This window comes from Flavobacterium arundinis, assembly GCF_038289855.1.
In the GTDB taxonomy this organism is placed as follows: domain Bacteria; phylum Bacteroidota; class Bacteroidia; order Flavobacteriales; family Flavobacteriaceae; genus Flavobacterium; species Flavobacterium arundinis.
On sequence record NZ_JBBYHR010000003.1, the window covers coordinates 374,310 to 399,335 of the forward strand.

At 44.3% G+C, this 25,026-nt stretch carries 19 protein-coding genes; 1 reads left to right on the forward strand and 18 read right to left on the reverse strand.

The window, feature by feature from the left end; genetic code table 11:
• Positions 1-229 precede the first annotated feature (229 nt).
• Positions 230-3,490, forward strand: a complete 3,261-nt coding sequence (locus tag AAEO56_RS07385; protein ID WP_341696387.1) for an Ig-like domain-containing protein — start codon at positions 230-232, stop codon at positions 3,488-3,490.
• 616 nt (positions 3,491-4,106) lie between these two features.
• Here the strand turns inward: AAEO56_RS07385 and AAEO56_RS07390 are convergent.
• From AAEO56_RS07390 to AAEO56_RS07475, 18 genes are all read right to left on the reverse strand, one after another.
• Positions 4,107-6,020, reverse strand: coding sequence for a DUF349 domain-containing protein (locus tag AAEO56_RS07390; RefSeq protein WP_407934958.1), 1,914 nt, complete (start codon positions 6,018-6,020; stop codon positions 4,107-4,109).
• A gap of 513 nt (positions 6,021-6,533) precedes the next feature.
• Positions 6,534-7,283 (reverse strand): shikimate dehydrogenase family protein, encoded by a 750-nt coding sequence (locus AAEO56_RS07395; RefSeq protein WP_341696389.1) that lies wholly within the window; start codon positions 7,281-7,283, stop codon positions 6,534-6,536.
• Entirely contained in the window at positions 7,270-8,127 is an 858-nt protein-coding gene (locus AAEO56_RS07400; protein WP_341696390.1) for an energy transducer TonB, read from the reverse strand. Before AAEO56_RS07400 ends, AAEO56_RS07395 begins: the two co-directional genes overlap by 14 nt.
• 74 nt (positions 8,128-8,201) lie before the next feature.
• Entirely contained in the window at positions 8,202-9,602 is a 1,401-nt protein-coding gene (locus tag AAEO56_RS07405) for a tetratricopeptide repeat protein (RefSeq protein ID WP_341696391.1), read from the reverse strand.
• Between the two features lie 106 nt (positions 9,603-9,708).
• Entirely contained in the window at positions 9,709-10,896 is a 1,188-nt protein-coding gene (locus AAEO56_RS07410; RefSeq protein ID WP_341696392.1) for an aspartate aminotransferase family protein, read from the reverse strand.
• A gap of 15 nt (positions 10,897-10,911) precedes the next feature.
• Positions 10,912-12,645, reverse strand: coding sequence for an OstA-like protein (locus tag AAEO56_RS07415; protein ID WP_341696393.1), 1,734 nt, complete (start codon positions 12,643-12,645; stop codon positions 10,912-10,914).
• A 156-nt stretch (positions 12,646-12,801) separates the two neighbouring features.
• A complete protein-coding gene (locus AAEO56_RS07420) occupies positions 12,802-14,073 on the reverse strand; it encodes an adenylosuccinate synthase (protein ID WP_341696394.1) in 1,272 nt (423 codons plus the stop codon).
• Between the two features lie 66 nt (positions 14,074-14,139).
• Entirely contained in the window at positions 14,140-14,649 is a 510-nt protein-coding gene (locus AAEO56_RS07425) for a Fur family transcriptional regulator (RefSeq protein ID WP_341696395.1), read from the reverse strand.
• Positions 14,650-14,878: 229 nt separating this feature from the next.
• Positions 14,879-17,101 (reverse strand): RelA/SpoT family protein, encoded by a 2,223-nt coding sequence (locus AAEO56_RS07430; RefSeq protein ID WP_341696531.1) that lies wholly within the window; start codon positions 17,099-17,101, stop codon positions 14,879-14,881.
• A gap of 135 nt (positions 17,102-17,236) precedes the next feature.
• Positions 17,237-17,989 carry an SDR family NAD(P)-dependent oxidoreductase gene (locus tag AAEO56_RS07435; RefSeq protein WP_341696396.1) on the reverse strand — a complete coding sequence of 251 codons (753 nt, stop codon included), beginning with the start codon at positions 17,987-17,989 and terminating at the stop codon, positions 17,237-17,239.
• A gap of 125 nt (positions 17,990-18,114) precedes the next feature.
• On the reverse strand, positions 18,115-18,387 hold the full coding sequence (locus AAEO56_RS07440; RefSeq protein ID WP_341696397.1) for an ArsR/SmtB family transcription factor: 273 nt from the start codon (positions 18,385-18,387) through the stop codon (positions 18,115-18,117).
• A 233-nt stretch (positions 18,388-18,620) separates the two neighbouring features.
• Positions 18,621-19,172 carry a cupin domain-containing protein gene (locus tag AAEO56_RS07445; protein ID WP_341696398.1) on the reverse strand — a complete coding sequence of 184 codons (552 nt, stop codon included), beginning with the start codon at positions 19,170-19,172 and terminating at the stop codon, positions 18,621-18,623.
• Positions 19,172-19,699, reverse strand: coding sequence for a hypothetical protein (locus tag AAEO56_RS07450; RefSeq protein WP_341696399.1), 528 nt, complete (start codon positions 19,697-19,699; stop codon positions 19,172-19,174). Before AAEO56_RS07450 ends, AAEO56_RS07445 begins: the two co-directional genes overlap by 1 nt.
• Positions 19,700-19,707: 8 nt before the next feature.
• Positions 19,708-20,499 carry a TrmH family RNA methyltransferase gene (locus tag AAEO56_RS07455; RefSeq protein WP_341696400.1) on the reverse strand — a complete coding sequence of 264 codons (792 nt, stop codon included), beginning with the start codon at positions 20,497-20,499 and terminating at the stop codon, positions 19,708-19,710.
• A gap of 23 nt (positions 20,500-20,522) precedes the next feature.
• Positions 20,523-21,425: a hypothetical protein gene (locus tag AAEO56_RS07460; RefSeq protein ID WP_341696401.1), complete on the reverse strand. Its 903-nt coding sequence runs from the start codon at positions 21,423-21,425 to the stop codon at positions 20,523-20,525.
• A gap of 20 nt (positions 21,426-21,445) precedes the next feature.
• Positions 21,446-22,777 carry a DUF58 domain-containing protein gene (locus AAEO56_RS07465; RefSeq protein ID WP_341696402.1) on the reverse strand — a complete coding sequence of 444 codons (1,332 nt, stop codon included), beginning with the start codon at positions 22,775-22,777 and terminating at the stop codon, positions 21,446-21,448.
• Positions 22,777-23,841 carry an AAA family ATPase gene (locus AAEO56_RS07470; protein ID WP_341696403.1) on the reverse strand — a complete coding sequence of 355 codons (1,065 nt, stop codon included), beginning with the start codon at positions 23,839-23,841 and terminating at the stop codon, positions 22,777-22,779. The genes AAEO56_RS07465 and AAEO56_RS07470 overlap by 1 nt, the downstream gene beginning before the upstream one ends.
• The gene (locus AAEO56_RS07475; RefSeq protein WP_341696404.1) at positions 23,838-25,025 is read right to left on the reverse strand and encodes a DUF4350 domain-containing protein; all 1,188 of its coding nucleotides are present in this window, start codon (positions 25,023-25,025) and stop codon (positions 23,838-23,840) included. The genes AAEO56_RS07470 and AAEO56_RS07475 overlap by 4 nt, the downstream gene beginning before the upstream one ends.
• Position 25,026 lies beyond the last annotated feature (1 nt).

Consider the following 25,026-nt stretch of genomic DNA (forward strand, 5'->3'; position numbering starts at 1 on the left):
TTTCTTATATGAGAGGGCTTTTTCGTTTTTTAGTGGGTCGTTTTAATGTGTATAATTATCTCATTAGCAATATTTAGCACATTTTGGATTGTAATTGCATCTTATCTGCAATGAATTTCTTTTTTTTGAACTAATACTGTAAAAAACCAACTGGTTTTGTTAATTCATTGAGTATTAGTTACCTTGAAATCAAAAATTACTACAGTACAATCAACAAAAATCTACCTGCATGAAAAAAAAATTACTTCAATCCTTTACTGTTTTTGCTTCGGTTTTATCTATGACTATGGAGGCTCAAACGTATGAACCGCTTCAGGTTAGTTCAGGCTTTACCCAGGATGTAATAGCTAATGGGCCGGGTTCGGCATTGAACTCTTCAACTATCGGTATTGATAATGCCAACATTTGTTTTATGGCTAATGATTTCCAGCCTGGCGCTGCACCGCCACCTGCCTATGGAATCCCTGCTACCGGGCTCATATCCTCGGCCGCGACAACCGGGCTTACATTTCAGCTGGGGCCACTGTCCGGCAACAATTCATTACGGTTGCAGGAAGAAAATGATAATGGCACCCTTGTATTTTCAAACGGTGTTCAGGCATCAAGGTTATATGTGCTTGCTACGACAGGAAGCGGATCGGCTACAATCAGCGCAACGGTACATTTTACAGATGATTCCGAACAGTTAGTATCCGGTGGCGTGATACCCGACTGGTTTTTTAGCAATGCACTCCCTGTTGCACTGTCAGGCATGGGCCGGGTTTACAGGAATACCAATGTTACTGAAAATCCTTCGGGAGATCCAAGGATATACCAGTATGCAATGGAACTGTTGCCATCTAACCAGTTAAAGACTATTGAGAGTATTGAGTTTACAAAAATATCAGCAGCTGAAGGGGCTCTGAATATCTTTGCTGTAACCGCAGAAGAGACAGGAACCTGTCCTTCTCCGGCAGGCATTAGCGCCGTAGCCACAGCTGATGCTGCGGTAGTATCATGGTCTCCGGCAGTGATCGTTCCGGCAGGTGGTTATGACTATTATTATTCAACCAGCAGTACGCCGCCAATAGCCACCACCACACCTTCGGGAAATGTAGGTTCGGCAATAAATACGGTTAATCTTTCAAGCCTTACAACAGGCATGCCTTATTATGCGTGGGTAAGGTCAAACTGTGGCACTACCGAAGCCGGTGGATGGATCATGGTTACCTTCACGCCCGGACAGCTTTCTGGTAGTGGCCCGTCAGAAATTCCAACGCTTTTTTCTGATGATGATCCGGATACAAATACAACAAACAACTGCCCGGGCACACTCACGATAAATGTACCCGCCGGCTACCAGATTGCATCAGTAGCTACATCCTATACAATGACAACAGCTTCTAACGGGTGGAAGTCGGAGCAGCGTTCTGTTTTAACTTGCCCCACAACAGGCACATCAGAAAATGCTGTATCAGCAGGGACAGGCAACTCAGGCGGAACCCAGGCCTATAGCCGTACGGGGCTTACTTTTGCCAACGGTGCTACAGGTACCGTGCAATTTGAATTAAGGGCATGGAGGATGTACGGAGGTTCAGATTGTAATACAACATGGAACAGGGTAGATCCTAACTGGACGGTAACCGTAACCTATTCTTCGCTTAACTGTGTAACTCCTGCCGATCCTGTAGCTGCTGCACAGCAGGTATGTACGGGATCTACACTTGCAGGCCTGCAGGTTACAGGGGAATCGAATGCAACTTTCAAATGGTACAGTGCCGCTACTGGCGGGACTGCGCTACTATCTACAACTGTTTTGGCGGCAACAACCTATTATGTATCCCAGGTTGTAGGCGGGTGCGAAAGTAACAGGGTTCCGGTAGCAGTAACTTTTACAACTGTTGCCACCCCTACCGCAAGCGCCCAGAGTTTTTGTCCGGGAGCTACGGTGGCAAATCTTGTGGCATCAGGAGCCGGAACAGAATTCAATTGGTATTCAGCAGCTGCAGGAGGTTCAGAGCTTGTTCCTGCGGCTATATTAGCCCAGGGGACTTACTATGTTTCGCAATCTATCGGTGGCTGCGAAAGCACAAGAGTTGGAGTCGCGGTAACAATTACAACAGTGCCGGTTCCTGTTGCAGGCGCACAGGCGTTGTGCCCGGGCTCGACAGTGGCTAATCTTACAGCTACGGGGACTGCGGGTTCAGAGATCAATTGGTATACTACCGCTTCCGGAGGTACAGAACTTGTTTCGACGGCTGTAGTGACCCAGGGAACCTATTATGTTTCGCAAACGGTGGGAAGCTGCGAAAGCACAAGAGTAGCAGTAACCGTAACAGTAGCTGCGCCTTCGCTTCCGGTAGCGGCAAACCAAAATTTTTGTCCTGATTCGGCAGTAACGGTTAATGATCTGGTAGCCAGCGGAACAACTACAGCAACTTTCAACTGGTATACTACAGCAACCGGCGGTACGGCATTAGCCGGGACTTTACCATTAACAGCCGGGACCTATTATGTTTCCCAAACCGTAGGTACATGCGAAAGCGCAAGGGAGGATGTTGTGGTAACCTTCAATGCAACTCCTGTTCCGGATATAGACGATACCGTTACAGGCTGCTACGGAATTGCCGTAAATGATGCCACCGGGGGATCTGACGCTTTTCATGTATATGCTGCTCCTACCGGCGGGTCGCCTTTGGCAGGAAACGTATTGTTCACGACAGGGACATATTATATAACACAAACGATTAACGGCTGTGAAAGTACAAGGTTACCAATAAGCATAACCGTTATAGAATTAGATGCGCCTGTTCTGCCTGCCGGCCAGGAATTCTGCTCCGGTGCCACACTTGCCGATATCGAGGCTGACTACACAGAAGGTGCTGTCCTGCAATGGTATGAGGAAGAAGGCGGCGTGATGCTGCCGGGCGCAACGGTATTAGTTACCGGCACAACCTACTATGCGACACAGGTCTCTAATGAATGTGAAAGCGGTGCAGCTGAAGTTTCAGTAACCGTTCATGCCACTCCGGCCATGCCGGGCGGTGACGATGTACAGGATTTTAATCCGGGCGAAACCATAGCGTCGCTTAACGTAACTACAGAGACAGGCGCAACGGTAACATGGTATATCATGGATGGGTCAGACTTTGTTGTTGCAGACACTGACACCGAACTTGAAGACGGCGTTATCTATTACTGCGCACAGTCGGCAAATGGCTGCGAAAGCGAATTCAGGGCGATAGAAGCCAATGAGCTGCTTTCTACAGGCGCTTTCGGACTTAAAAACCTCATGGTGTACCCCAATCCTGCCAATGATCTGCTTACAGTTTCCAATGATAGCAGTATCAGCCTCATAACTATTACAAACCTTTTAGGACAAAAGGTTATGGATGTTAACGGAGATAGTAATGAGATGAAAGTAAACGTGTCGCAACTCGCACAGGGCAGCTATATATTACAGGTATATTCCGGTAGTGGTTTAACCTCTGTAAAAATTGCAAAGAAGTAAGAATACTTAAATATTAGGAAATGCCGCATTGATCGTTTGAGCAATGCGGCATTTTTTTATTTGGGCGTGCCGGCTCCGTGCCTACGCCGCCGGGCTATCGCCTTTATCTGCCTTCTCCCGATTGCTATCGGGACCAGGCAGGATATCGTCTCTATCCCGCACGCGAGCTTCACTCTTGCGGATGGGGCTTGTAGACACGTGTTCAAAAAGCTTCAATGAAGTTTTAATATGCCATTTCTCCAAAACTCATGTACGCATCGGCTATTGTTTGCGGTAAATATGTCTTCCGTTTGGGACTTATAAGCATAGCCCCAGCGGGGCGGTATGTTTATAGCGTTCGTTATTATTAAGCGTTCAGAGCTCCGGCGGAGCGGTATATGAAAATCCCTGTGTCTTCCTAATTTGTTTTGAAAACCTTTCTGGTCAGTTATACGTCTGCGTGAGGGACAGAAGCGGCATCCCCCGCTTTTTCAGCGGGGATACAGCGGTTGGCCCGACGGTGGAGGCACGGAGCCGGCACGCCCAAATGTCCTTAATCGTTAATTGCCTATTCGTGAAATTGATGCAGTTACGCGTAGTAAGCAAAAACCCCAGCTTTACAGGCCGGGGTTTGTTATTATTGCTTCATGCTTCGTATTTGCTTAAGCTTGTCTTTCCATGTCTTGAGCTCATCTTTGTGGCGCTCAATATTCTTGCGGACTTCCTTTACAAATGGGTTATCACCTTTTGCATTAGAGAAGAACTGGATGTTATTCTCCAACTGGAAGATCTCCGCCTGGATCTCATCGATCTTGCGCATAATGAACAGCTGCTCGTTCTCCAGCCTGCGGGTATCGTCACCTTCGGCCATCTGCTCAAGGCGGTTGCTGAATTTCACCATGTCTGTCTCTTTTTTAGACAGGCTCAGCTTATCAAACAGTGCATCGAGTATCTTGTTGAATTTGCCTTCAATGTGCCTTCTTGCCTGAGGTACACGACCCATACCTTTCCAATTCTCAATATGTTTTTTAATAGCATCAAGGTCGGTTTTGTGGTCGCCTGTAAGCTCGAAATCCTTCATGCTGTCCAGGTATTCCTTTTTCTTGTCAAAGGCATCTATCTCTTCTTTATTGGCTTCGTTCCTGTTGGCATGCAGCCTGTCAAAGTAATGGTTGCAGGCAGCCTTGAAATCCTTCCATACAGTATCCGAATATTTCCTTGGCACGTGGCCAATGGTTTTCCATTCGTCCTGTATCTGCTTCATTATTTGGGTAGTGGCTTCAAAATCTTCACTGTCTTTAAGCGAATTTGCCCGTTCTACCAATGCAAGCTTCCTGTTGAGGTTGTCCTGCTGGTCTTTTTTAATGTCTTTATAAAACGAGTTCTTTACAGTGTTGAAATTCCTTACGGCATTCTTGAAGGCAGCCCAGGTATCTTCATTCACTTCAATAGGCACTTTCCCGGCTTTAAAGAATTGCTCCCTCAATGCTTCGATGCGGTCTATCTGTCCCTGCCATGCGCTATGGGCTGTTATTTTTTCGGCAGCTATGGCATCGATCTGTGCAATGATATCTTTTTTCCTGGCAAGGTTTTCCTCTTCAAGCTCACGGCTTTTAGCAAACAACGCTTCGCGCTTGTCATGCAGCTGCTTGGTAAGCTCGCTGAAACGGTTCCATATCTCTTCTCGGTGGTCGCGTGATACCGGGCCTATCTCTTCTTTCCAAATTTTATGCAATGCCTGCAATTCGCGGAAAGCCTTGTTGATATCTTCTTCTTTTACCAGTTCCTCAACACGTGTTATTATCTTTTGCTTCTGCTCCAGGTTGTGCTTAAAGTCCATATCGCGGGCCTCCCTGTCAAGGTGCAGGTGGTCATAAAAACGCTCTATATGGAAGTGGAAGTTATTCCACACGTGGTTGTATTTATCACGTGGTATGGGGCCTGCATTCTTCCAGCGCTCACGGAGTTCGGTTACCTGCTTCAGCGCATCTTTCATGCTCTCGCCACCATCAGTCAGGTTTTTAAGTTCCTCTATAATCGCTAGCCTGTTTTCGAGGTTGCCTTTAAGGTCGCCCTGTACTTTCTTAAAATGGCTATTCTTTTTGTCCCTGTACTGGTTGTAAAGGGTATCAAACTTATTTTTTAGCGGGAAATGGTATTCAAAATCGGTAGTGTCGCCATTGTTTTCATGGCTGTACTCGTCTTTTTTCTCCTCAATAAAATGATTGTACTTAGCATAAAAGGCTTTTCTTATTTCCTCAACATGCTCTTTTACCGACATCACTTTTTCATTGCCCATCAGTTTTTCAAGCTCGTCGTGAAGCTGATCCATGCTCAATGCGTCATAATCCTGCATTGGTATATCGTGCCTTTCGGCCAGCGATTCATCTTCGCCTTCTTCGGCATTGCTTTCAGCAATCGACTCTACTGCCGAAAGCGAAGTATCTTCTGTTTCAGCAGCCGGAGCCGTAGCTTCGGCAACCGGTTCGTCTATTTTTGTTTCATCGGCAACTACTTCGGGAGCATAGCTTTCCTTATGGGCTTCTGCCATTTCTGCAGTAGCTTCTGCCGCTGCAATCCCGGCACTGCTATCGTCAGCTTCTTCTTTAGCAGCTTCACTTTCCGTAGCAGGCGCTTCAGGTTCTGCTACCTCCGCACTTTCAGCAAGCGGTGTTTCAGCCTTTTCGTTAGCCTCAATAGTTTCATCTTCATTTTCAGTAGGATCTTCAGCTACTTTAGCGGCATCCAATAGTTCTTTCGGAGCAAAAGGCAATTGTCCTTCTGTTTCGTGAACAACGGGCATGTCGTCACCATCAACTGCACCGTCTTCAGGCACAAAGTCTTTGTTTACGGTACCGTTCACTTCGTTCAGTTCCTCTCCATCTGCGTCATGCAGGTTATCATTCTTTTCTTCTAACATTGTGTAAATGCTTAAGGGTTTACTACTTTAATGCCGAAAGATAGTAAAGCCAGTTTAAAATTCAAAGAAAAACATGAATTTCTGCCCTTATGTACAATAATTTTAAAAGAAAGCTAAGATTTTATTAATCAGGAGATGAAGTGTTTATTTCTCATTCCATATTTTCCAAGCCTTTTCAGCCTGGTGTACCAGCATGGCATAACCGTTTTCAGTAACAGCCCCATTGGCCTTTGCCAGTCGTAAGTATTTGGTTACCGACGGATTATAGACGAGGTCGAAAGCAATGTGTTTATCGGTAAAAAGGCTGTAATCTATTGGAGGGCACTCTTCAATATTTGGAAATGTGCCGAGTGGGGTAGTGTTAATGATAATTTGGTATTCGCTGAATATCTCTTCATCAAGGTTATCATAAGAAAAAACAGTGTCGGTTTCTTTGCGCGAAACAAAGTCATATTCGATCTTCATTTTACGCAGGGCATAAGCTACCGCCTTGGAAGCCCCACCCGTACCTAAAATGAGGGCTTTTGTGTGATGCGGTTGCAGCAAAGGCTGTAATGCTTTTTTAAAACCATGATGGTCGGTATTATAGCCTTTCAGCTTGCCGTCCTTGGATATCTTTATAGTATTCACGGCGCCTATAACCTTGGCGGTTTTAGATAGGGAGTCTAACAATGGTATGACTTCCTCTTTATAGGGAATGGTCACGTTAAGCCCTTTTAGTTTAGGTGTGTTTTCTATAATTCCGTGTATCTGTTTTATATCCTGGATATCAAAATTAGTGTAGGTGCAGTTGCCCAACTCTTTTTTCGTTCCGAATTTCTTAGTGAAATATCCTGCGGAAAATGAATAGCTGATATTGCGGCCAACCAGCCCGTATATTTTAGTTTTTGCCATTTTGATAAACAATTGGTAGTGATACTTTATACCTCACTTTTTTCCCGTCTTTCTCGGCGGGCTTCCATTTTGGCGATTTAAGCAAAGCATTTATCAGCGTTTTCTCAAGCCGGTGTGAGTTATCGCGGACTTCAGGGCTGGAAACTGTCCCGTCTTTCTCTACGATGAACGAAATATGTAGCATTGCTTTAAATGGTTCATCAGTGGGAGTTCCGGTTTTAAGTTTGGAAATAAGGTATTTTGTAAAGGCATCTTTTTCAGGGGCAAATTCCGGTTGTTTATCAACACCATAGCTGTAAATTGTCTCGTCTTCAGTTATTGCGTCTTTACCTGTAGCCTTTGGAGTACCCAATGTTACCGGTATTTGTAACAGGTAACGAACTCTTACCATCTTTCCGTTCAGTATTCCTGGTCTCCATTTATATTTCATGCTCTTCAGGACCCTAAGCACCTCTTTTCCTATTCCGTATCCCGGATCCCTCAGCAATGTGGCATTTGTCATACTTCCGTCCTTTTCTACTATAAAAGTAACATGAACTTTATACGTTCCATCAGGCGCATCCACAAAATCATCTTTCCTGATATTCTTGTCAAAAAAAGCCATGCATGATTTTATGCCACCGGGAAATTCTGGCAGTACTTCTACACCTGAAAGTTCGTAGATCGTATCTTCATTCTGAAGTTCCCCGGGTTGGGGAGGGACAACATCAGGGTAATCATCATCAAGTCTTATGAGTTTTTCTTCATCTACCTCCCGGTTCTTTTCAACAGGCTTTACCTGTCCGTAAGAATTCACGGATATAAGAAGTGACAAAATACCAAAAGCCAAATACAACTTTTTCATTCCTATGATGTTTTCAAAGTCATAAAAAAACCCGGCAAAGCGTGGGCTCTGTCGGGTTTACCTAAACTAAGCGGTTATTTTTTCTTTTTATGTTTTGCAATAGCATCCTGAACAACATCCGAATACCATACCGAAGGGAAAAACTCCTCAATCAGGGTATTGTTCTTATAGTTAAGCCTTAACCCGTTGCTAAGGTGGAATATCGCTTTATCTGATTCCTGCTGCGTAAAATACAATCCCGCAAGGCGGTACTCGATCTCATACTCTTCAGGAAAATATTCGCAGGCCTGCAACAATGTAATAATGGCTGTATCATATTCGCCCAGCGTTATAAGGCTGTCTGTCCAGAAAAGCCATGTGTCCAACTGGTAATCGCCAAACTCTACAGCCTTGCGATACCCTTCTTCAGACTCCTCATGAAAGCCCAATGCTTTATTGATGATCGCATAACGTTTCCAGTACAGTTTGTTCTCATTGTCGATACCATTGGCTTTGTTTACATAATATAGCGCTTTCTGGTAATTTTTACGACGAATGTAAAAGTCGGTAATGGCAATCCATGCTTTATCCAATAGCGGGTCTTCGTGAACCGTCCTCAGGTAAAATTTCAATGCTTTTTCATGGTTACCAAGGCGTTCATGGCATTTCCCCACACGTAGCAATGCATACGATGTCGGGTCGTCAAGCTCCATGGTAATGTTATAGCACTCAATGGCATCTTCATAGCGTTTCAGCCTTTCCAGCGTTTTAGCCCTTTCCAGGAATGCACCAAGGAAACTGTCATCTATCAGCGTTGCGTAATCAAACGCACGCAATGCTCCGGTATAATCTTTTATAGCATAATATTGCCTGCCCAACTGGTGCCATGCCACTTCGCTATACGGGTTCTTGTCTATGAAGCCATTAAGGAATTCGATAGCTTCAAGGTTCTGGTCAAGAAAATCGAAGCAATACACTACGTTATATAAGGCGGAGTGGTCTTCGGTATCCTCTTCAAGGCACTTGATAAAATTGTCTCTTGCCAGTTCCAGGTTGTCCATAAACAGGTATTCCATACCAATAAGCGAATAAACATCGGCAAAATCATCGGTATATTTCAGGGCTATCTGCAGGAGTTCGACCGCTTTTTCATGGTCGTCCCTCTTAGAATAAATGTTGGCTTTCTGGATATATATTTCTTCGTTAGTAGGCTCTATGGCGTATAATTCATTCAGCAAGCGCTCGGCAATTTCGAGCTTATCGTCAAAAACTAAAATCTCTACTTGTACTAATTTTAAGCCTGTTGACCTGGGATGCTGTTCCAAGCCGAGTTTTAAGGCCTTTTTAGCTAAATTGATTTTTCCGGAGTCGAGGTAGTGAAGAATAATGTCCTCGAACTCTTCGGAGTCAAAGAAGAATACTTTGTTGGTCTTCAACATAGATTCGAACTTTGATAAGGATAAACTGTGATCTTCTTCTTCGTGACTCAAATTCATAGTCTTTTGTTTAAAATTATCCTTCTTAAAGTTACGAATAGTTACCGTAAAAAGGAATTAATTAAGATATCTTTTGAACAATTTAATTAACACTTAAATAGCGTTTTTATTGCCTTGCCAATATCTCATTCATAACTTCAATAATAATGCCACATCCCTCTTTTATTTCTTCTTCCGATATGGTGAGGGGAGGCGTTATCCTTATTGCAGTGCCTTCAAACAATAGCCAGAACAATATCAGTCCTTTTTCCTGGCATTGCAGGATCACTTTATTAGTGATATCGGCGTTTTCGGTCATCGCGGCCAGCATCAGCCCTTCGCCGCGTACTTCTTTTATAAGCGGATGTACCAACAGTTTCCTGAAGAGTATTTCTTTTTGCAAAGCCTGCGCCATTATGTCAGTTTCCGTTATTTCCTGCAATGTTGCAAGACATGCCGCCGCAATTACAGGATGGCCCCCAAAAGTGGTGATGTGCCCAAGCTTAGGATTATGGCTTAAAAGATCCATCATTTCAGCCGATGCAGTGAAGGCGCCTACCGGCATTCCGCCACCCATGCCTTTACCCATTACAATTACGTCGGGAACGACATCATAGTTTTGGAAACCGAACAATTTTCCGGTTCGCCCAAAGCCGGGCTGTATCTCATCGAGTATCATCAGGGCGCCCATTTCGTCGCAACGCTGTCTTACCTTTTTAAGGAAATCGTTATGGGGCTGTATAAACCCGGCGCCTCCCTGAATGGTTTCGAGGATAATGCCCGCGGTCTTTGTAGTTATCTTTTGCAGGTCGTCTTCGTTATTGAAGGTGATAAAATCCACATCGGGAATCAGCGGCCTGAATATTTGCTTGCGTTCCTCAAATCCCATTACGCTCATCGAGCCCATCGTGTTGCCGTGATAGGCGTTGAAACACGAAATAAGCTGACTCCTTCCGGTTACCCTGCGTGCCAGTTTCAGTGCGCCTTCTGTAGCTTCAGTGCCTGAATTCACGAGGTAGGTTTTGCTAAGTTTTTCAGGTAGGTGCTGTGCCAGCAGGCGGCAGAATTCCGTCGCGGGATGCTGTGCATATTCACCGTATACCATCACGTGCGAATATTTATTCAGCTGGTCTATTATAGCGCCATTTACCCTTGGGTGCTGGTGGCCTAAGCTTGCTGCCGAAACCCCTGCTACAAAGTCGAGGTAGGCGTTGCCTTTCGTATCGTATATATAGGAGCCTTTGGCATGAGAAACTTCCATTCCTAAGGGATAAGGGGAAGTCTGTGCCTGGTATTTGTAAAAATCTTCAATCATGGTTAAAAGTGCCGGTTACTTCTTAGGCTTTTTCTTAGGGGCCGCTTTCGGTGGGGCAGTGGCCGATGAAGGTTGCTTTACGGTTTCTGGCTTTGAGGTTTCAGGTTTAGGTGTGGCCGGCTTCGGCGCCGGGTGGTCTTTATCATAATTTACTGTCTGCGGGAGCGGCTCCATAGGAGTGTCTTCTTTCAGTTTTTCCTTTTTGCTCTGCTCGACAATTTTATCATTGAGTTCCTCTTCTTCGGGAGGGAAAATATCCTCTTTGCTCTTTATGATCTCATCACCGCGCCAAAGGAATCCCCTGAGCTTACGTACGTTCTCGGGTAGTTCTTTATCCGGGTAGGAATTGCTTTCAATATTGGTAAAGGAGGTTACTGCAATGATCTCATTATTCTCAATATCAAGGTGTATCCTGCTGCTTACGCCTTTGTCGATTCCAATAAGCTCATCGTCATCATCATACATAAAGTAGATCTTTTCAGTATTTTTTACCAGGTCAACTTCCGATAGCTTGTTGTCCTTAAACTTCCCGTACAGGTTCGCGCCTTTAAGCTGGTTATACCCCGTGCCTAATGTATCTTTTTGGATTATAAAAGCATTGTTTAATACTTTAAGGGAGTCGAGCTGTTCCGTTTTTGCATTGGATATGAGGTGTATAACATCGCCCGTGATTTGGTTAAGCCCATTGAATACTACCGGCCTTCGTATGAGTTGTGTCAGCCCCTTTTCCTCATCGGAATGGATGGAATCACACTTGCCATTCATATCGATCTTGTAGAAACGTGCATTATTATACCCCCGTACGATCCTGCATCCCGGTTTCCCGGTCACGATCATTCTTTTGGCATGAGTGAAAAGCGTATCATTTTCGACGACTGTAGCTACGAGCGCGCGCTGGGTAAACATGACCGAGTCTTTCGCACGGTACACTTCAGCATAATGGCCTGTCCCCTTAAATTTATTTACAGTATCAATAACGCTGACGTTCCGTTTTGCCGTGGCAAATTGCGTAACCTGGTCATAATACATCTCATCACCCCGGATAATCTGGGTGTCGTACTTTATGTAAGAATTGGTATAGAGCTTAGCCTGCTTTTTACGTGTATCGTAAAAACCTTTTTCGGTGTAAACGTAATCTTCTTTGCTGGTGATGGTACTTGGCCCAAATACATACGAATGCCCGGAGTTGGTATAATAATCAAGGTTGTTCGACTTGAGTACGTGCTTAGGGTTGGTCATTGTAACCGCCGTCCTGAACTCGTATTTTTTCTCCCCTACAATATACCGCCCCGACTTGCTTTTTAGCACATTGTCTTTGTTGACGATAGTGCCATAGGAATTGTAGTATGCCTGCTGTATCGCCCTGTCAAGATTAATGGTATCTGTGGTGAGGGTCATATCCGGCGAGCGCATCACGACATTGCCGGTAGCATAGGCAAATTTCTTGTCTCCATTATATTCCGCATAGCGGCTGTCCATAAACAGGGAGTCACCCTGGTTTAGTTTTACATTACCAAAGAGCTTTATATAGTTCTCGTCTGTAAAATGGTAGGCCTTGTTGCAGGTGATCCTCACACCGTCGTGTAATATTTTTACATTTCCGGTAAGTATCACAGCTCCGGGAACTTCATTCTGGTTCATTTCAGTAAAATCAGAATTTTCAATGATGATCTTCTTCTTTTCCTGTGCGAATGATGCTGTGCCACATACTACTATTAGGCTTATGATAAAGAAAAACAGTTTTTTCAATGTCTAAAAATTTGAGGCAAATTTACGCAAATAATATCACAATAGCTGTGCCGTGTTTTATTGTATTGTTAACGCATGAGTTATTATTTCATTGCAAACAAAGACCCCAAAGGTTTTTAAACCTTTGGGGTCTTGTAGGGAAACGCCCTTATGTATTTACTTCATTATCGTCTGTGTCCTGTCCGGGCCTACCGATACAACTTTAATAGGTACTTCCAGTTCTTTTTCGATAAACTCTATATATTCTTTCAGTTCAGCAGGAAGCTCTTCGTAAGTTGTCATTCCTGTAAGGTCGGCAGCCCAACCTTTTTTCTCTACAAATACCGGGGTTACATTTTCCGGCTCAATGTTGTAGGGGAGGTAATCGGTTGTTTTGCCTTTATATTCGTAGGCTGTGCATACTTTCAGCGTATCGAATCCTGAAAGCACATCGCCTTTCATCATGTACAATTGGGTCACGCCATTCACTTGCACCGCATATTTCAGCGCAACAAGATCAAGCCATCCGCAGCGCCTCGCACGCCCTGTTACCGACCCGAATTCGTTCCCAACGCGGGCCATAGTAGCACCATCCTCGTCGAAGAGCTCAGTAGGGAAGGGGCCGCTGCCCACACGGGTGGTATATGCTTTGAATATCCCGAACACGTCTTTTACTTTATTTGGTGCAATGCCAAGCCCTGTACATGCTCCGGCAGCCGTAGTGTTTGATGATGTTACAAAGGGATACGTCCCAAAATCGATGTCAAGCAGGGAGCCCTGAGCACCTTCAGCAAGAATAGTTTTTCCTTCCTTCATGGCTTTGTTCAGGTATTCCTCGCTGTCGATGAAGGTTAGTTTCTTAAGTTCTTCTACGGCAGTGAAAAATTCTGTCTCCAGTTCTTCAAGGTCGTATTCAAGCGCAACGTTATAAAAGTCGATCATTGCCTGGTGCTTGTCAGCAAGCGCACGGTAGCGGTCTTTAAAATCTTCAAGCTCGATATCGCCTACGCGGATGCCGTTCCTTCCGGTCTTGTCCATATAGGTTGGCCCGATGCCTTTCAGCGTAGAGCCTATTTTCGCTTTGCCTTTCGATGTTTCCGATGCTGCGTCAAGCAGACGGTGCGTAGGGAGTATAAGGTGTGCTTTCCTTGATATCAGTAGCCTTGATTTGATATCGATGTTGAATTTCTCCAGGCCTTCAAGCTCTTTCTGGAAAACCACAGGATCCATTACCACACCATTGCCAATAATGTTGATGGAATTTTTGTGGAATATCCCTGATGGAATTGTTCTTAGTACGTGTTTTATGCCGTCAAATTCCAGTGTGTGCCCGGCATTCGGGCCGCCCTGGAAACGGGCAATAATGTCATATTTGGAAGTAAGCACGTCAACAATTTTTCCTTTGCCTTCGTCACCCCACTGTAATCCTAGCAGCAAATCTACAGTCATTCGTTTAGTTGTTAGTTGTTTATGTTGTAGTTATGAATATTCAATAAAAAATAAAAACCAATCCTTTTAGGGTTGGTTTGTGGCCGGTGTCGCTTCAGCATCGGTCTTCACGTCGTTCACATCGTCCGCTACAGCGACAGGGACTTTTCTGTGGCCGTAAAGGTATAAAGAATGATTGTGAATTTCAATTCCAAAAATCTCCTCTATCGTTTTTTTGATCGACTGGATGCGGGGGTCGCAAAACTCGATCACCTCGCCGGTATCGGTCATGATAATGTGGTCATGCTGCCTGTCGAAGTACGATTTCTCATAATGGCTCTGGTTCTGGCCAAACTGGTGCCTCCGTACAAGGCCGCAGTCCAATAGCAGCTCTATCGTGTTGTACAGCGTTGCACGACTCACACGATAGTTCTTGTTCTTCATTTTTATGTACAGCGACTCGATGTCAAAGTGCTCCTGGCTGTTGTATATTTCCTGGAGAATAGCATAGCGCTCAGGTGTTTTCCTGTGGCCTTTATCTTCAAGGAATTTTGTAAAAACATTTTTTACAATGTCCTGGTTTTTATTATTTTCCATGGGTTTGGTATCAATTAGGCAAAGATAATCTAATTTTTGGGAAGTGGAAAGGGTTTGGCAAATAGCTATTCAGATTTCGAGGCAATCTTGTGTTTCCCTCGTTATGCTAAACTATAATCTGTATTTTTGTCAAAAGAATGATTTCAACAAATTTTTGCACCTTGCGGTTCAATTCTGCATCGCAAAGTTTCTGTTGGGTAATTGAATGAATGATACGAATTTTTTATGCCTAATTATTATAAATCCGCGTCACTTTATCAATCCCGTCTATCTTTTTAATATTCTCCATCATCTTTTTAAGGATGGTGTTGTTCTGCACCACAACGGTAAGCTGCCCGTTGAATATTCCCGCATTACCACTAAGGGAGATGCTCTGGATATTTACATTCATATTGTTCGAAATAACTTTGGTAAGCTCATTGGTAAGGCCGAGTGAGTCCATACCCGTAATTTTCAATGTTGCCTTAAACTCTTCCTGGGAGGAGTCGATCCACTTCGCCTGGATAATGCGGTAGGCATAGTTGCTTTGCAGCCTTATGGCATTCGGGCAGTCTTTTTTATGCACTTTTATGCCTTCATTAATCGTTACAAACCCAAAAACATCGTCACCCGGAATGGGGTTACAGCAATTCGAAAGCTTATAATCCAGCTTGTCTTCATTCTTTCCGAAAACCAAAAGATCATAATTACGGCTGATCTCTTCTTTCTGCAACTGCTCGGGAGGCAGGTTTGGCGTACGCTTGATCTTGCCTTTAAAGAAGTTCATGAACGAATTGCTCTTCAACGCTGCATAATCCTTGAGCTGCTGGTTTTCAATTGTACCCACGCCAACACGGTAAAACAGGTCGAGGCTGGTTTTTAGCTTAAAGTAATTCACAAGCTCATTAACCGTAGCTTCATTAAGCGTAATTTTAAGGTGGCGCAGTTTTCGCGTAAGCAATTCCCTTCCGTCTTCGGCTATTTTCTTGGTGCTTTCGTTAAGCACGTTCTTTATTTTGTTCTTGGCCCTTGCTGTGGTTACATAATCCAGCCAGCTCGGGTTGGGCTTTTGGTTTTGCGAAGTGATCACCTCTACCTGGTCGCCGCTGTTCAGTACGTGGTTTAAAGGCACCAGCTTACCGTTTACCCGCGTGCCCCGCGTCCTTATACCAATCTCCGAGTGGATGCTGAAGGCAAAATCGAGCGAGGTAGCTCCTTTGGGCAGCGATTTTATTTCGCCTTTTGGTGTAAATACATAGATTTCTTTGGCGTACAGGTTCAGTTTAAAGTCTTCCACAAAATCCACCGCATTGGCCGATGAATTTTCGAGCGCTTCCTTCAACAGGTTGAGCCACGTTTCGAGGCCATGCTCTTCGTTATTGCCGCCCTGTTTGTATTTATAGTGGGCGGCATAGCCTTTTTCCGCCACTTCGTCCATGCGTTCACTGCGTACCTGTATCTCTACCCAGCGGCCTTTAGGCCCCATAACGGTAATGTGCAGCGCCTCATAGCCGGTCGATTTGGGCGAAGATATCCAATCCCGCAGCCTGCTTGGGCTTGGGCGGTAATGATCTGTTACTATGGAGTATATTTTCCATGCGAGGAACTTTTCTTCATGCGGGGTCGACTTATAGATGATGCGCAGGGCAAACTTGTCATACACCTCGTCAAAAGTGACACCCTGGGCAAGCATTTTCCGGCGTATGGAATAAATGGATTTTGGCCTGCCCTTGATGGTGTATTCTATCCCTTCGGCATCGAGCGAAGCCTGCAATATGTCAGAGATCGCCTTGATATAGGCATCCTGCTCTTCCTTGGTTTCCTTCATTTTGCTTACAATGTCATTGTAAACAGCGGGTTCTGTATATTTCAGCCCAAGATCCTCCAGTTGTGTCTTTATGTTATAAAGCCCCAGGCGGTGGGCCAGCGGCGCGTAGATGTATAACGTTTCCGAGGCGATCTTGGCCTGCTTATAATCGGCCATAGAACCCATTGTCTGCATGTTGTGCAGCCTGTCGGCGATCTTTATAAGGATCACGCGTACATCATCATTAAGAGTCAGAAGCATTTTACGGAAGTTTTCCGCCTGCATCGATATTTCCTGGTCAGTCTTTACCTGGGCTATTTTCGTGAGGCCTTCTACGATCTTGGCGATCTTCGGGTTAAACATCCTTTCGATGTCCTCAACGGTAATGTCGGTATCCTCAACAACATCATGAAGCAGCGCAGACGCAATGGAAGTAGCGCCCAATCCGATTTCCGATGCCACAATTTTAGCCACGGCAATAGGGTGGAAGATATAGGCCTCCCCCGATTTCCTTCGCTGGTCTTTATGGGCATCAACAGCGACATCAAATGCCTTGCGTATCAGCTTTTTATCATCTTCTGAAAGTGTCTGGTAACTGATGCGTAGCAGTTCCTTATATTCTTTGGCAATTGCCTTATTTTCCAGTTCTATATCAACGTCAGTCATAGTATCATTCATATATCACTAAAAGTAAAGAAAAGTTTTATGATTTGCAACAGATGACTCACATATTGTTAAATAGCATATAATAAAAAACAGGCAGAAAATCTGCCTGTTTAAAATAGTGCCTTCAGGCGATTCTTATTTCATTCCGCCTGCAGTTGTAATGCGCTCACCTGTAATCCATGCCGAATCTTCGGATGCCAGGAACGTAACAACGCGGCCTATATCTTCGGGTTGCCCAATGCGTCCCAACGGCGTTTGAGCGATTAATCCCTTTTCAAAATCAGTGCCCTTAAGTCCCAGTGTTGCAAACCCTTCTGTATCCACCGGACCGGGTGCCACAACATTTACGCGGATATTTTTCGGTGCAAGCTCCAGGGCAAATGTTTCCGAAATGATGTCGAGTGATGCTTTTGTAGCCGAATAAACCGCAGCACCGGGCATTGCTTTCCGGGCGGATACCGAACTTACGTTTATAATGCTGCCGCCTTTTTCGCCAAAATGTTTTGCTGCTTCCTTTGTGGTTAGTATTGGTCCATACACATTGGTGTCAAACTGCCTGTCAAATTCTTCACGGCTGATCTCCTCCAGTGACTCAAATTTGTAAACACCGGCGTTATTCACAAGGATGTCCAGCCTTCCGTAATTTTTAATTGTTTCTTCAAAAATGCGCTGCACATCGCCTTCGCTGCCTGTATTTCCCTGAACTGCAAAAGCCTTCCCGCCGTCAGAAATTATCTGGCTCACTGCTTTATCAGCGCCCGCTTTATCCGATACATAATTAACGGCTACTGCTGCGCCTGCTGCTGCAAGGCTTTTAGCTATCCCTGCGCCGATCCCTTTACTGGCTCCTGTCACTATGGCTACTTTGCCTTCTAACTTTAAATTCATTTTCTTTAATTTAAATTATTTATATATTTAAATATTTCGATATATTTGGAAAAAAAGTGTTTGTTCGAAATATGAAAGACAAAGGTAATTATATTAATTAATATATTTAAATATATCTATATATTTTATTTCCCTAATGATTGCAAATACGTAATGTATTCGTTAAGTATAGTATTGTCAATAGTATAGCTGATGTTTCTTCCTTCTTTGTGGGGTATAAGGAGGCCGGAATCAGTAAGCTGCTTGATGTGGTGCGACACGGAAGGCTGTGCCAGGTTGAGAAAATTTATGATACACGCGCAAGCCATGTTACCCTGTTCTTTAACCTGCTCAAGTATTTTCAGGCGGTTAGGGTCGCTCAGGGCTTTCGAAATGCGTTCTATATCTTTTGGGTTCATGATGTATTTAAAAATGCAAATTTATCAATTTAATTTTTAAAAGCCTAATCGCGTGAATTAAAGCTATGCCACAGAGAGGCACAGAGGGATCACAGAGATACTCGGAGGATTTTAAGATGATACCTTTGGTGTGAGAACACAGAGCATTACGGTATATCACACAAACTCTGTGAACTCGTGCAGAATGCGCAAACTCAAAATTTCTCTGTGTATCTCTGTGGTAGTTCCTCTATTTATTTTGCATACCTCTCCAAAAGTTGCTTATCAACTCCCATACGTATTGCTCTTGCATAAAACAGCGTCACCAATGGCGAAAAAAGCCTGAAGAATGGGTTTGCCAAATGCGTATCGCCCCATTCGTACATTACGGCGATATGGTAAATATTTTTGGGTATCTGGTTCTTTGTGATGGTCTTCCCGTCATTTACAAGGCCGAACATAACTTTTAAAAAGTCTTCGAAACCGGGCTGTCCGGGGCTTAGCATTACCCTGAAAACTATCGCTTCATCAGAATCATTAAAGAACCTGTGCGGGATGCCTATGGGAACCAAACGTGTTTCTCCCGGTTTAAGGTGCAGTTCCTGCTTTTTGTATTGCAGTCCGAGGTTTCCTTTTACTGCTGTAAATTCTTCGGTGAAACGGGTGTGGTAGTGCACTGGGTTGCCGCCACCCGGAGAAAGGCTTACTTCCAGCAGGGAGTAAGCGCCATCCGTGTCTTCAGACGATTCCAGTATGCGCGTATATTCGCCATTTACAGGGTTATAATATGTTTTGGGTTCTGCCATCAGTTGCAGGGAAACCAGCATTCAAGGAAAATCAGCTTTTCATCCCGGAAGTAAAAGCGCCACTCATAATCTTCGGTGGTGCCTTTAGGAAGGATCGCGACCATTTCCAGGATATCGCCATCAGCGTCGGTAACATCTTCAACAAAAGAGGCAGAAGCGGGGAAGTCTTTTGTAAAGCTTTTTAGTGTAGTCGTACGATCGAACCAATTATCTTTAATAGAAAACCAGGTATTCCTGTTTTTAGTGAAATCTATACTTCTGAAATTCATGATGCCGTTATCCAGCTCAAATTTAGCGCCTTTATAATGCACCATTTTTACAGTAGCTTCTTCCTCACGGCCGCATATTTCCTTGTCTGTAGGGTCGGTAATGCTGTCGGCCTTTTTAAAGCGCTTGTCGAATTCCGCCTTGGACAGGGTAAGCGTCATCTTATCGCTGATCTTCGCCTCGTCCCACGAAATACCTTCAATGTCCTGGCTGAATATTGGCAAGCTTAAGAATAGAATTATGTAGAGCAAGTATTTCATTTTAAACTTTATTTAAATCCCCGCTGCCTTTTTGCCTCGAACATCAATATGGCTGCAGCAACAGAAACGTTCATAGAATCTATAACGCCCTGCATTGGGATTATTATATTTTTTGTCGATGCTTCGCGCCATTCATTGGAAAGTCCCGTAGCTTCAGTACCCACAACCAGTGCCGTTGGTGCGGTATAGTCCTGCGTATGGTACTGTGCCGAATCCTGTAGCGTAGCGCAGTAGATATTTATATTTTTAGATTTCAGGAAAGCGATCACTTCTTCAGTGCTTCCGGTCGCAATGTTAGTGGTAAATAGGCAACCCACGCTTGAGCGCACGATATTCGGGTTATACAGGTCGCTTTTCGGGTTGGCTATGATGACTGCATCCAGGTTGGCCGCATCCGCAGTACGCAACAATGCTCCAATGTTTCCGGGCTTTTCTGTGGCTTCGGCAACCAATATCAGGGGGTTATTGCCCAATATCAAGTCTTCCAGCTTCAGGCTTTTGGTTTTGGCTACAGCGATCATTCCTTCGGTGGTATCGCGATAGGCCAGTTTTTGGTACACTTCGCGGCTGATTTCGATCAGTTCGGTCTGCCTTCCGGCGATGGATCTTACCTGTGTTTCGGCGATCATTTCGGGAACAAATAATACGGTTTCTATTTCATAGCCGCCTTTGCGCGCCAGCTCTGTTTCACGCTGGCCTTCAATAAGGAAGGTGCCGGTTTCCCTGCGCGCCTTTGCCTTCTCCTGCAAAAGCACAAGCTGTTTTATATACGGGTTCTGGGCGCTGGTTATTTGTTTCATGCTTTACTAATAGAGCTGCAAAGTTACTCGCTATCTCCATACGGTGTCGTGTCGAGGCCCATATTTTGCTGTTCTTTGTTTATTATCTCAGACAGCTCGTCATGAGTGCCGGTATTATTGATCACGATCTGTATCAGGCGGGTAGTGGGACTCTCGGGATATTTGGCCACGAACTTTTTAAAATCATCCAGGTTTTCCTTGTAGAGTTCCCTTGTCTGATAATCTTTTACAGGCGTATTGTCAAAACCAAACAGATAAGCGTCCTGATAGAAGAGGTATATTGATTTTGCACGTTCAATCAATTTGCTGTCAGGGTATTTTGCGATAAACTTTTCCCAATTGATTACACGCCTGCCTGCTTCTCCCAATTCTACAGCCAACGCAGCATCATTTACAAACAACTCCTTGTCCTCTTCTGCATTTATGGCTATGAATTCTTTATAATCTTCCGTTACACGACTTTTAAAAATATCTATATAATAGCTTGGAAGGGTACGTATCTCTACTATCCCTTCGCCTACATCCCAAACTTCCAGTTTTGTTTTGGTAAGCAGATCAACTTTTTTCTGTATGGAATCCGGCGGGGTTATTTGCTTCTCCTCATTATAAAAGTAACTGTAATAGTTGTTTATAAAATGCTCCTCAAGCTTTTCAATGGCTAACAATTCTGCGCCGTTTTCTTTTACCAAAGCTTCATAAAGCGCGTTGGCTTCCAAAGGGGCTGCCTTCTTGAGCTTTTCCTGGATTTCCTGTTTTCTTTTTATAAAATCGGAGGTCAGTTTTTCAAGCTCTTTTTCAGTACTCTTTTGCTGCACTTTGGTTATGGTATCGACTTTGATTTCAGTTACCGTTTCATCTACTTTTTCTTTTTTACAGGATAAAAGAAACAGTGTAGCAGACAGGCAGAAAAGATGGTGTAGCTTCATGATAATGTAACTAAGTATTTTTACAATAATCCCCTTGCCTTTATCTCAAGATATTTATTGATGCTGTCTATCGTCAGGTTTTCAGGTTTCGTAAGTACCGAGTATATGCCGTACTTTTTAAGCTCGTTTACGATCAGCCTTTTCTCGAAAGCAAATTTCTCAGCGATTACCTGGTCGTATATTTCCTGGATGTTGCCTGCTTTTTTTTGCATCAGCTCTTCAAGCTCTACATTTTCGAAGAATACCACCACCAGCATGTGGCTCTTGGCAATTCCTTTCAGGTAGGGCAGCTGGCGCTTTAGCCCGTCCAGCGTTTCAAAGTTGGTGTACAGCAATACCAGGCTTCGTTGGGTGATGTTCTTTTTTATATCGGCATATAGCCGTCCAAAATCACTCTCAAAGAAGTCAGTTCTTATATTATACAATGTGTCCAGTATCCGCTGCATTTGCGACGAGCGCCTTTCGGCTGCCACGCGGTTCTCCACCCTTTTTGAGAAGGTGAACATCCCTGCCTTGTCCTGTTTTTTCAGGATAATATTCGACAATACAAGTGTTGAATTTATGGCATAATCCAGCAGGCTAAGCCCGTTGAAAGGCATTTTCATAACGCGCCCTTTGTCTATCGCCATATACACGTTCTGCGATTTCTCATCCTGAAACTGGTTTACCATCAGCTGGTTTTTCTTGGCGGTAGCCTTCCAGTTTATAGTACGGATATCATCGCCGCCTACATATTCTTTTATCTGTTCAAACTCCATCGTGTGGCCTATCCGGCGTATCTTCTTAAGCCCGTATTGAAAGAGCCTGTTCGAAAACGCCATCAGGTCATATTTGCGAAGCTGTATGTAGGATGGGTAGGTAGGCACCATCTGGTCTTTATCAAATACAAACCTTCTTGCCACAAGGCGCAGGGGAGAGGAGGCATATATATTTAGGCTGCCAAAATAATATTCGCCGCGCTCTGTTGGCCGCAGGAAATATTCAAAAGTACCGGTGCCGCCTGCATCCAGTTTTCGATATACCTCGAAATTTCGCATCTGGAACTGTACCGGTATTTCGTCAATTATCTTCAGTGAAACAGGGAACGAATAACCGCTTTCCAGCTTTATTGTAACAGGGTTGTCATCGCCGTTCGATAGCTTTTCGGGCATGTTCCGGGAACCGTCAAACCTCTGGTTGCTTGCAAAGAGCAGCAGGAAGTCGATCACGGTAAAACCTATAAAAATATAGGTAATAACCCATGAGGCATTGTATAGCGACGGGAAAAAATAGGCCATCACGAAGCACACCATGATGCCCATGAGCACATAGAAAAAGAAATTGTTGAGGTATGTGCGCTTAAACCACTTCATTAGCGTGGAATTTCTACGGTGTCAATGATCTGTTTGATGATCTGTTCGCCGGTAAGGCCTTCCATTTCGCGCTCCGGCGTTACCATTACCCTGTGCTGTAATACCGGTATGGCCGATTCTTTAATATCTTCCGGCGTAACAAAATCCCTGCCCCTTAGCGCCGCAAAGCCTTTAGCAGCATTCAGTATGGCGATAGAAGCCCTTGGTGAAGCCCCAAGGTAAAGGAAAGCGTTCTCGCGGGTGCTGGTCACGATCTTGGCAATGTATTCTATAAGTTGCGGCTCGATAACGATCTGTTTCACGATGCCCTGGTATTTCAGGATATCCGATTGTGAAAGTATCTTCTGGATGTTTTCCAATTTGTTCCTGTCCTGCAATGCATTCTCACGCTGTAGTATGGCAATCTCCTCATCCAGTTTCGGGTAGTCAATAGAAATTTTGAAAAGGAAACGGTCCAACTGCGCCTCCGGCAGGCGGTAAGTTCCTTCCTGCTCAATAGGGTTTTGCGTGGCAATGACAAGGAAAGGCGCTTCCATAGTGTGGGTAGTGCCCTCAATGGTTATCTGGCGCTCTTCCATCACCTCGAAAAGGGCAGCCTGCGTTTTGGCCGGGGCCCTGTTGATCTCGTCTATTAGTACGAAATTTGAGAATATCGGCCCTTTTTTGAAATTAAATTTAGAGGAAGAAAGATCAAACACTGACGTTCCCAAAATATCCGAAGGCATAAGGTCTGGTGTAAACTGTATCCTGCTGAAATCCAGTGTCAGGGTTTTTGCCAGCAACTTTGCAGTGATGGTTTTTGCCACACCGGGTACGCCTTCCAGAAGCACGTGGCCGTTGGAGAGTATCGAAACCAAAAGCTGGTCGATCATCTTGTGCTGGCCCACGATAACCGAATTGATCTCCGCCTTTACCTTCTCAATGCTTTGCTGCAATCCCGAAAGGTCAAGCCGCGACGTGAAGTTTATGTTCTCGCTTTCCGAAGGGTTATTTTCCGTGTTGCTTACCGATGCGCCTTTTTCAAGGTTTATTTCTCCGGGGCTGTTGTTGAATTCTTCTGTCATAACCTTAATTTTTCAATTGCTTTATTGATTTCTATCACATCAGCCTCGGTGCTCTGAAACTGGTGCCTGTGTTTTTTTATCAAACTTACCGATTTTTGGATGTCCTCGAAAGATTTGCCCGATTTCAGGTGCAGCTTTTCGATGAATTTTTCATCCAGCGAGTAGGTATCTATCATGTATTCATTCCTGATATGCTCCAGGAAATAAATTATTTTCTTCTCGATAATGGTATGGTGGTTGCCCTCCTGGTAGTACAGGTTACCAATGGTTTTGGTAAAATCTACCGTAGTGTTTTTAAGCGGCGTTACCTCAGGGATGATGCGCTGCTTCCTTTTGGCATTAAAAAATATAAATATAAAGATAGCGATGAGTCCGATGCGGAACGCCCATTTCAGCCCCGGCTGGCTGTTGATATAACGAAACGGGCTGGACGAGATATTCTCACCATCCCGAGAACCCGAATGCCAGTAAATAGTACCTTTGGGAAAGTAAGACAATACATTTTCGGCATATTGGTAATGATCGCTTTTGAGTAAATGGAAATTACTGAATGCTGCGGGTTGGGTATGCAGCAGGAACTGGCCTTCGCCAAAAGGAACCCTTATAAAATTCGGCTGGGCCTTATCTGAGGAATCCTGATATCCAAGCGCTGTGGCCCCCGACTTTTCAATAGAATCGAAGCAGGTAAAGCCGATGCCTTCATTAAACCAGTATTTTTTTGCGGGCTTCCTGCCCAGGCTCATCTGTATGGAATCTTTAAGGAAGTATTTGCCTGTAACATCTATTTGAAGCGTATCGAGCAGCAAAGGCGGAAAATCTTTCATACTCAGAAATACGGTATTGCCATGCTCTGCAAAAAACAGCAGTTCCTTTGCCGACTCATTGTCGATCCTGTTTTCTTCGCTGATAGCTAAAAATGTGCCTTTTGCCTTATAAGTTTTCGTTTCATAATCATACAGCCCGTCAAAGTATTCGTACGGCGTTATGGCAAATTTCTTTACTGCCTGGCCTTTAAAGAAATCAGGCGCTTCCTGGTCGAGTATGTACAGCCCAAGCGGAATTTTATCCCTGGTGTCATACGTTGGTGTCCAGTTAACCGGTTTTGGCCTTGAGGCATCTATGAAAATGATAATGCCAATGACAATTGCAAGCAATACGATATAAATGGTGAGTTTCCTGTTCATC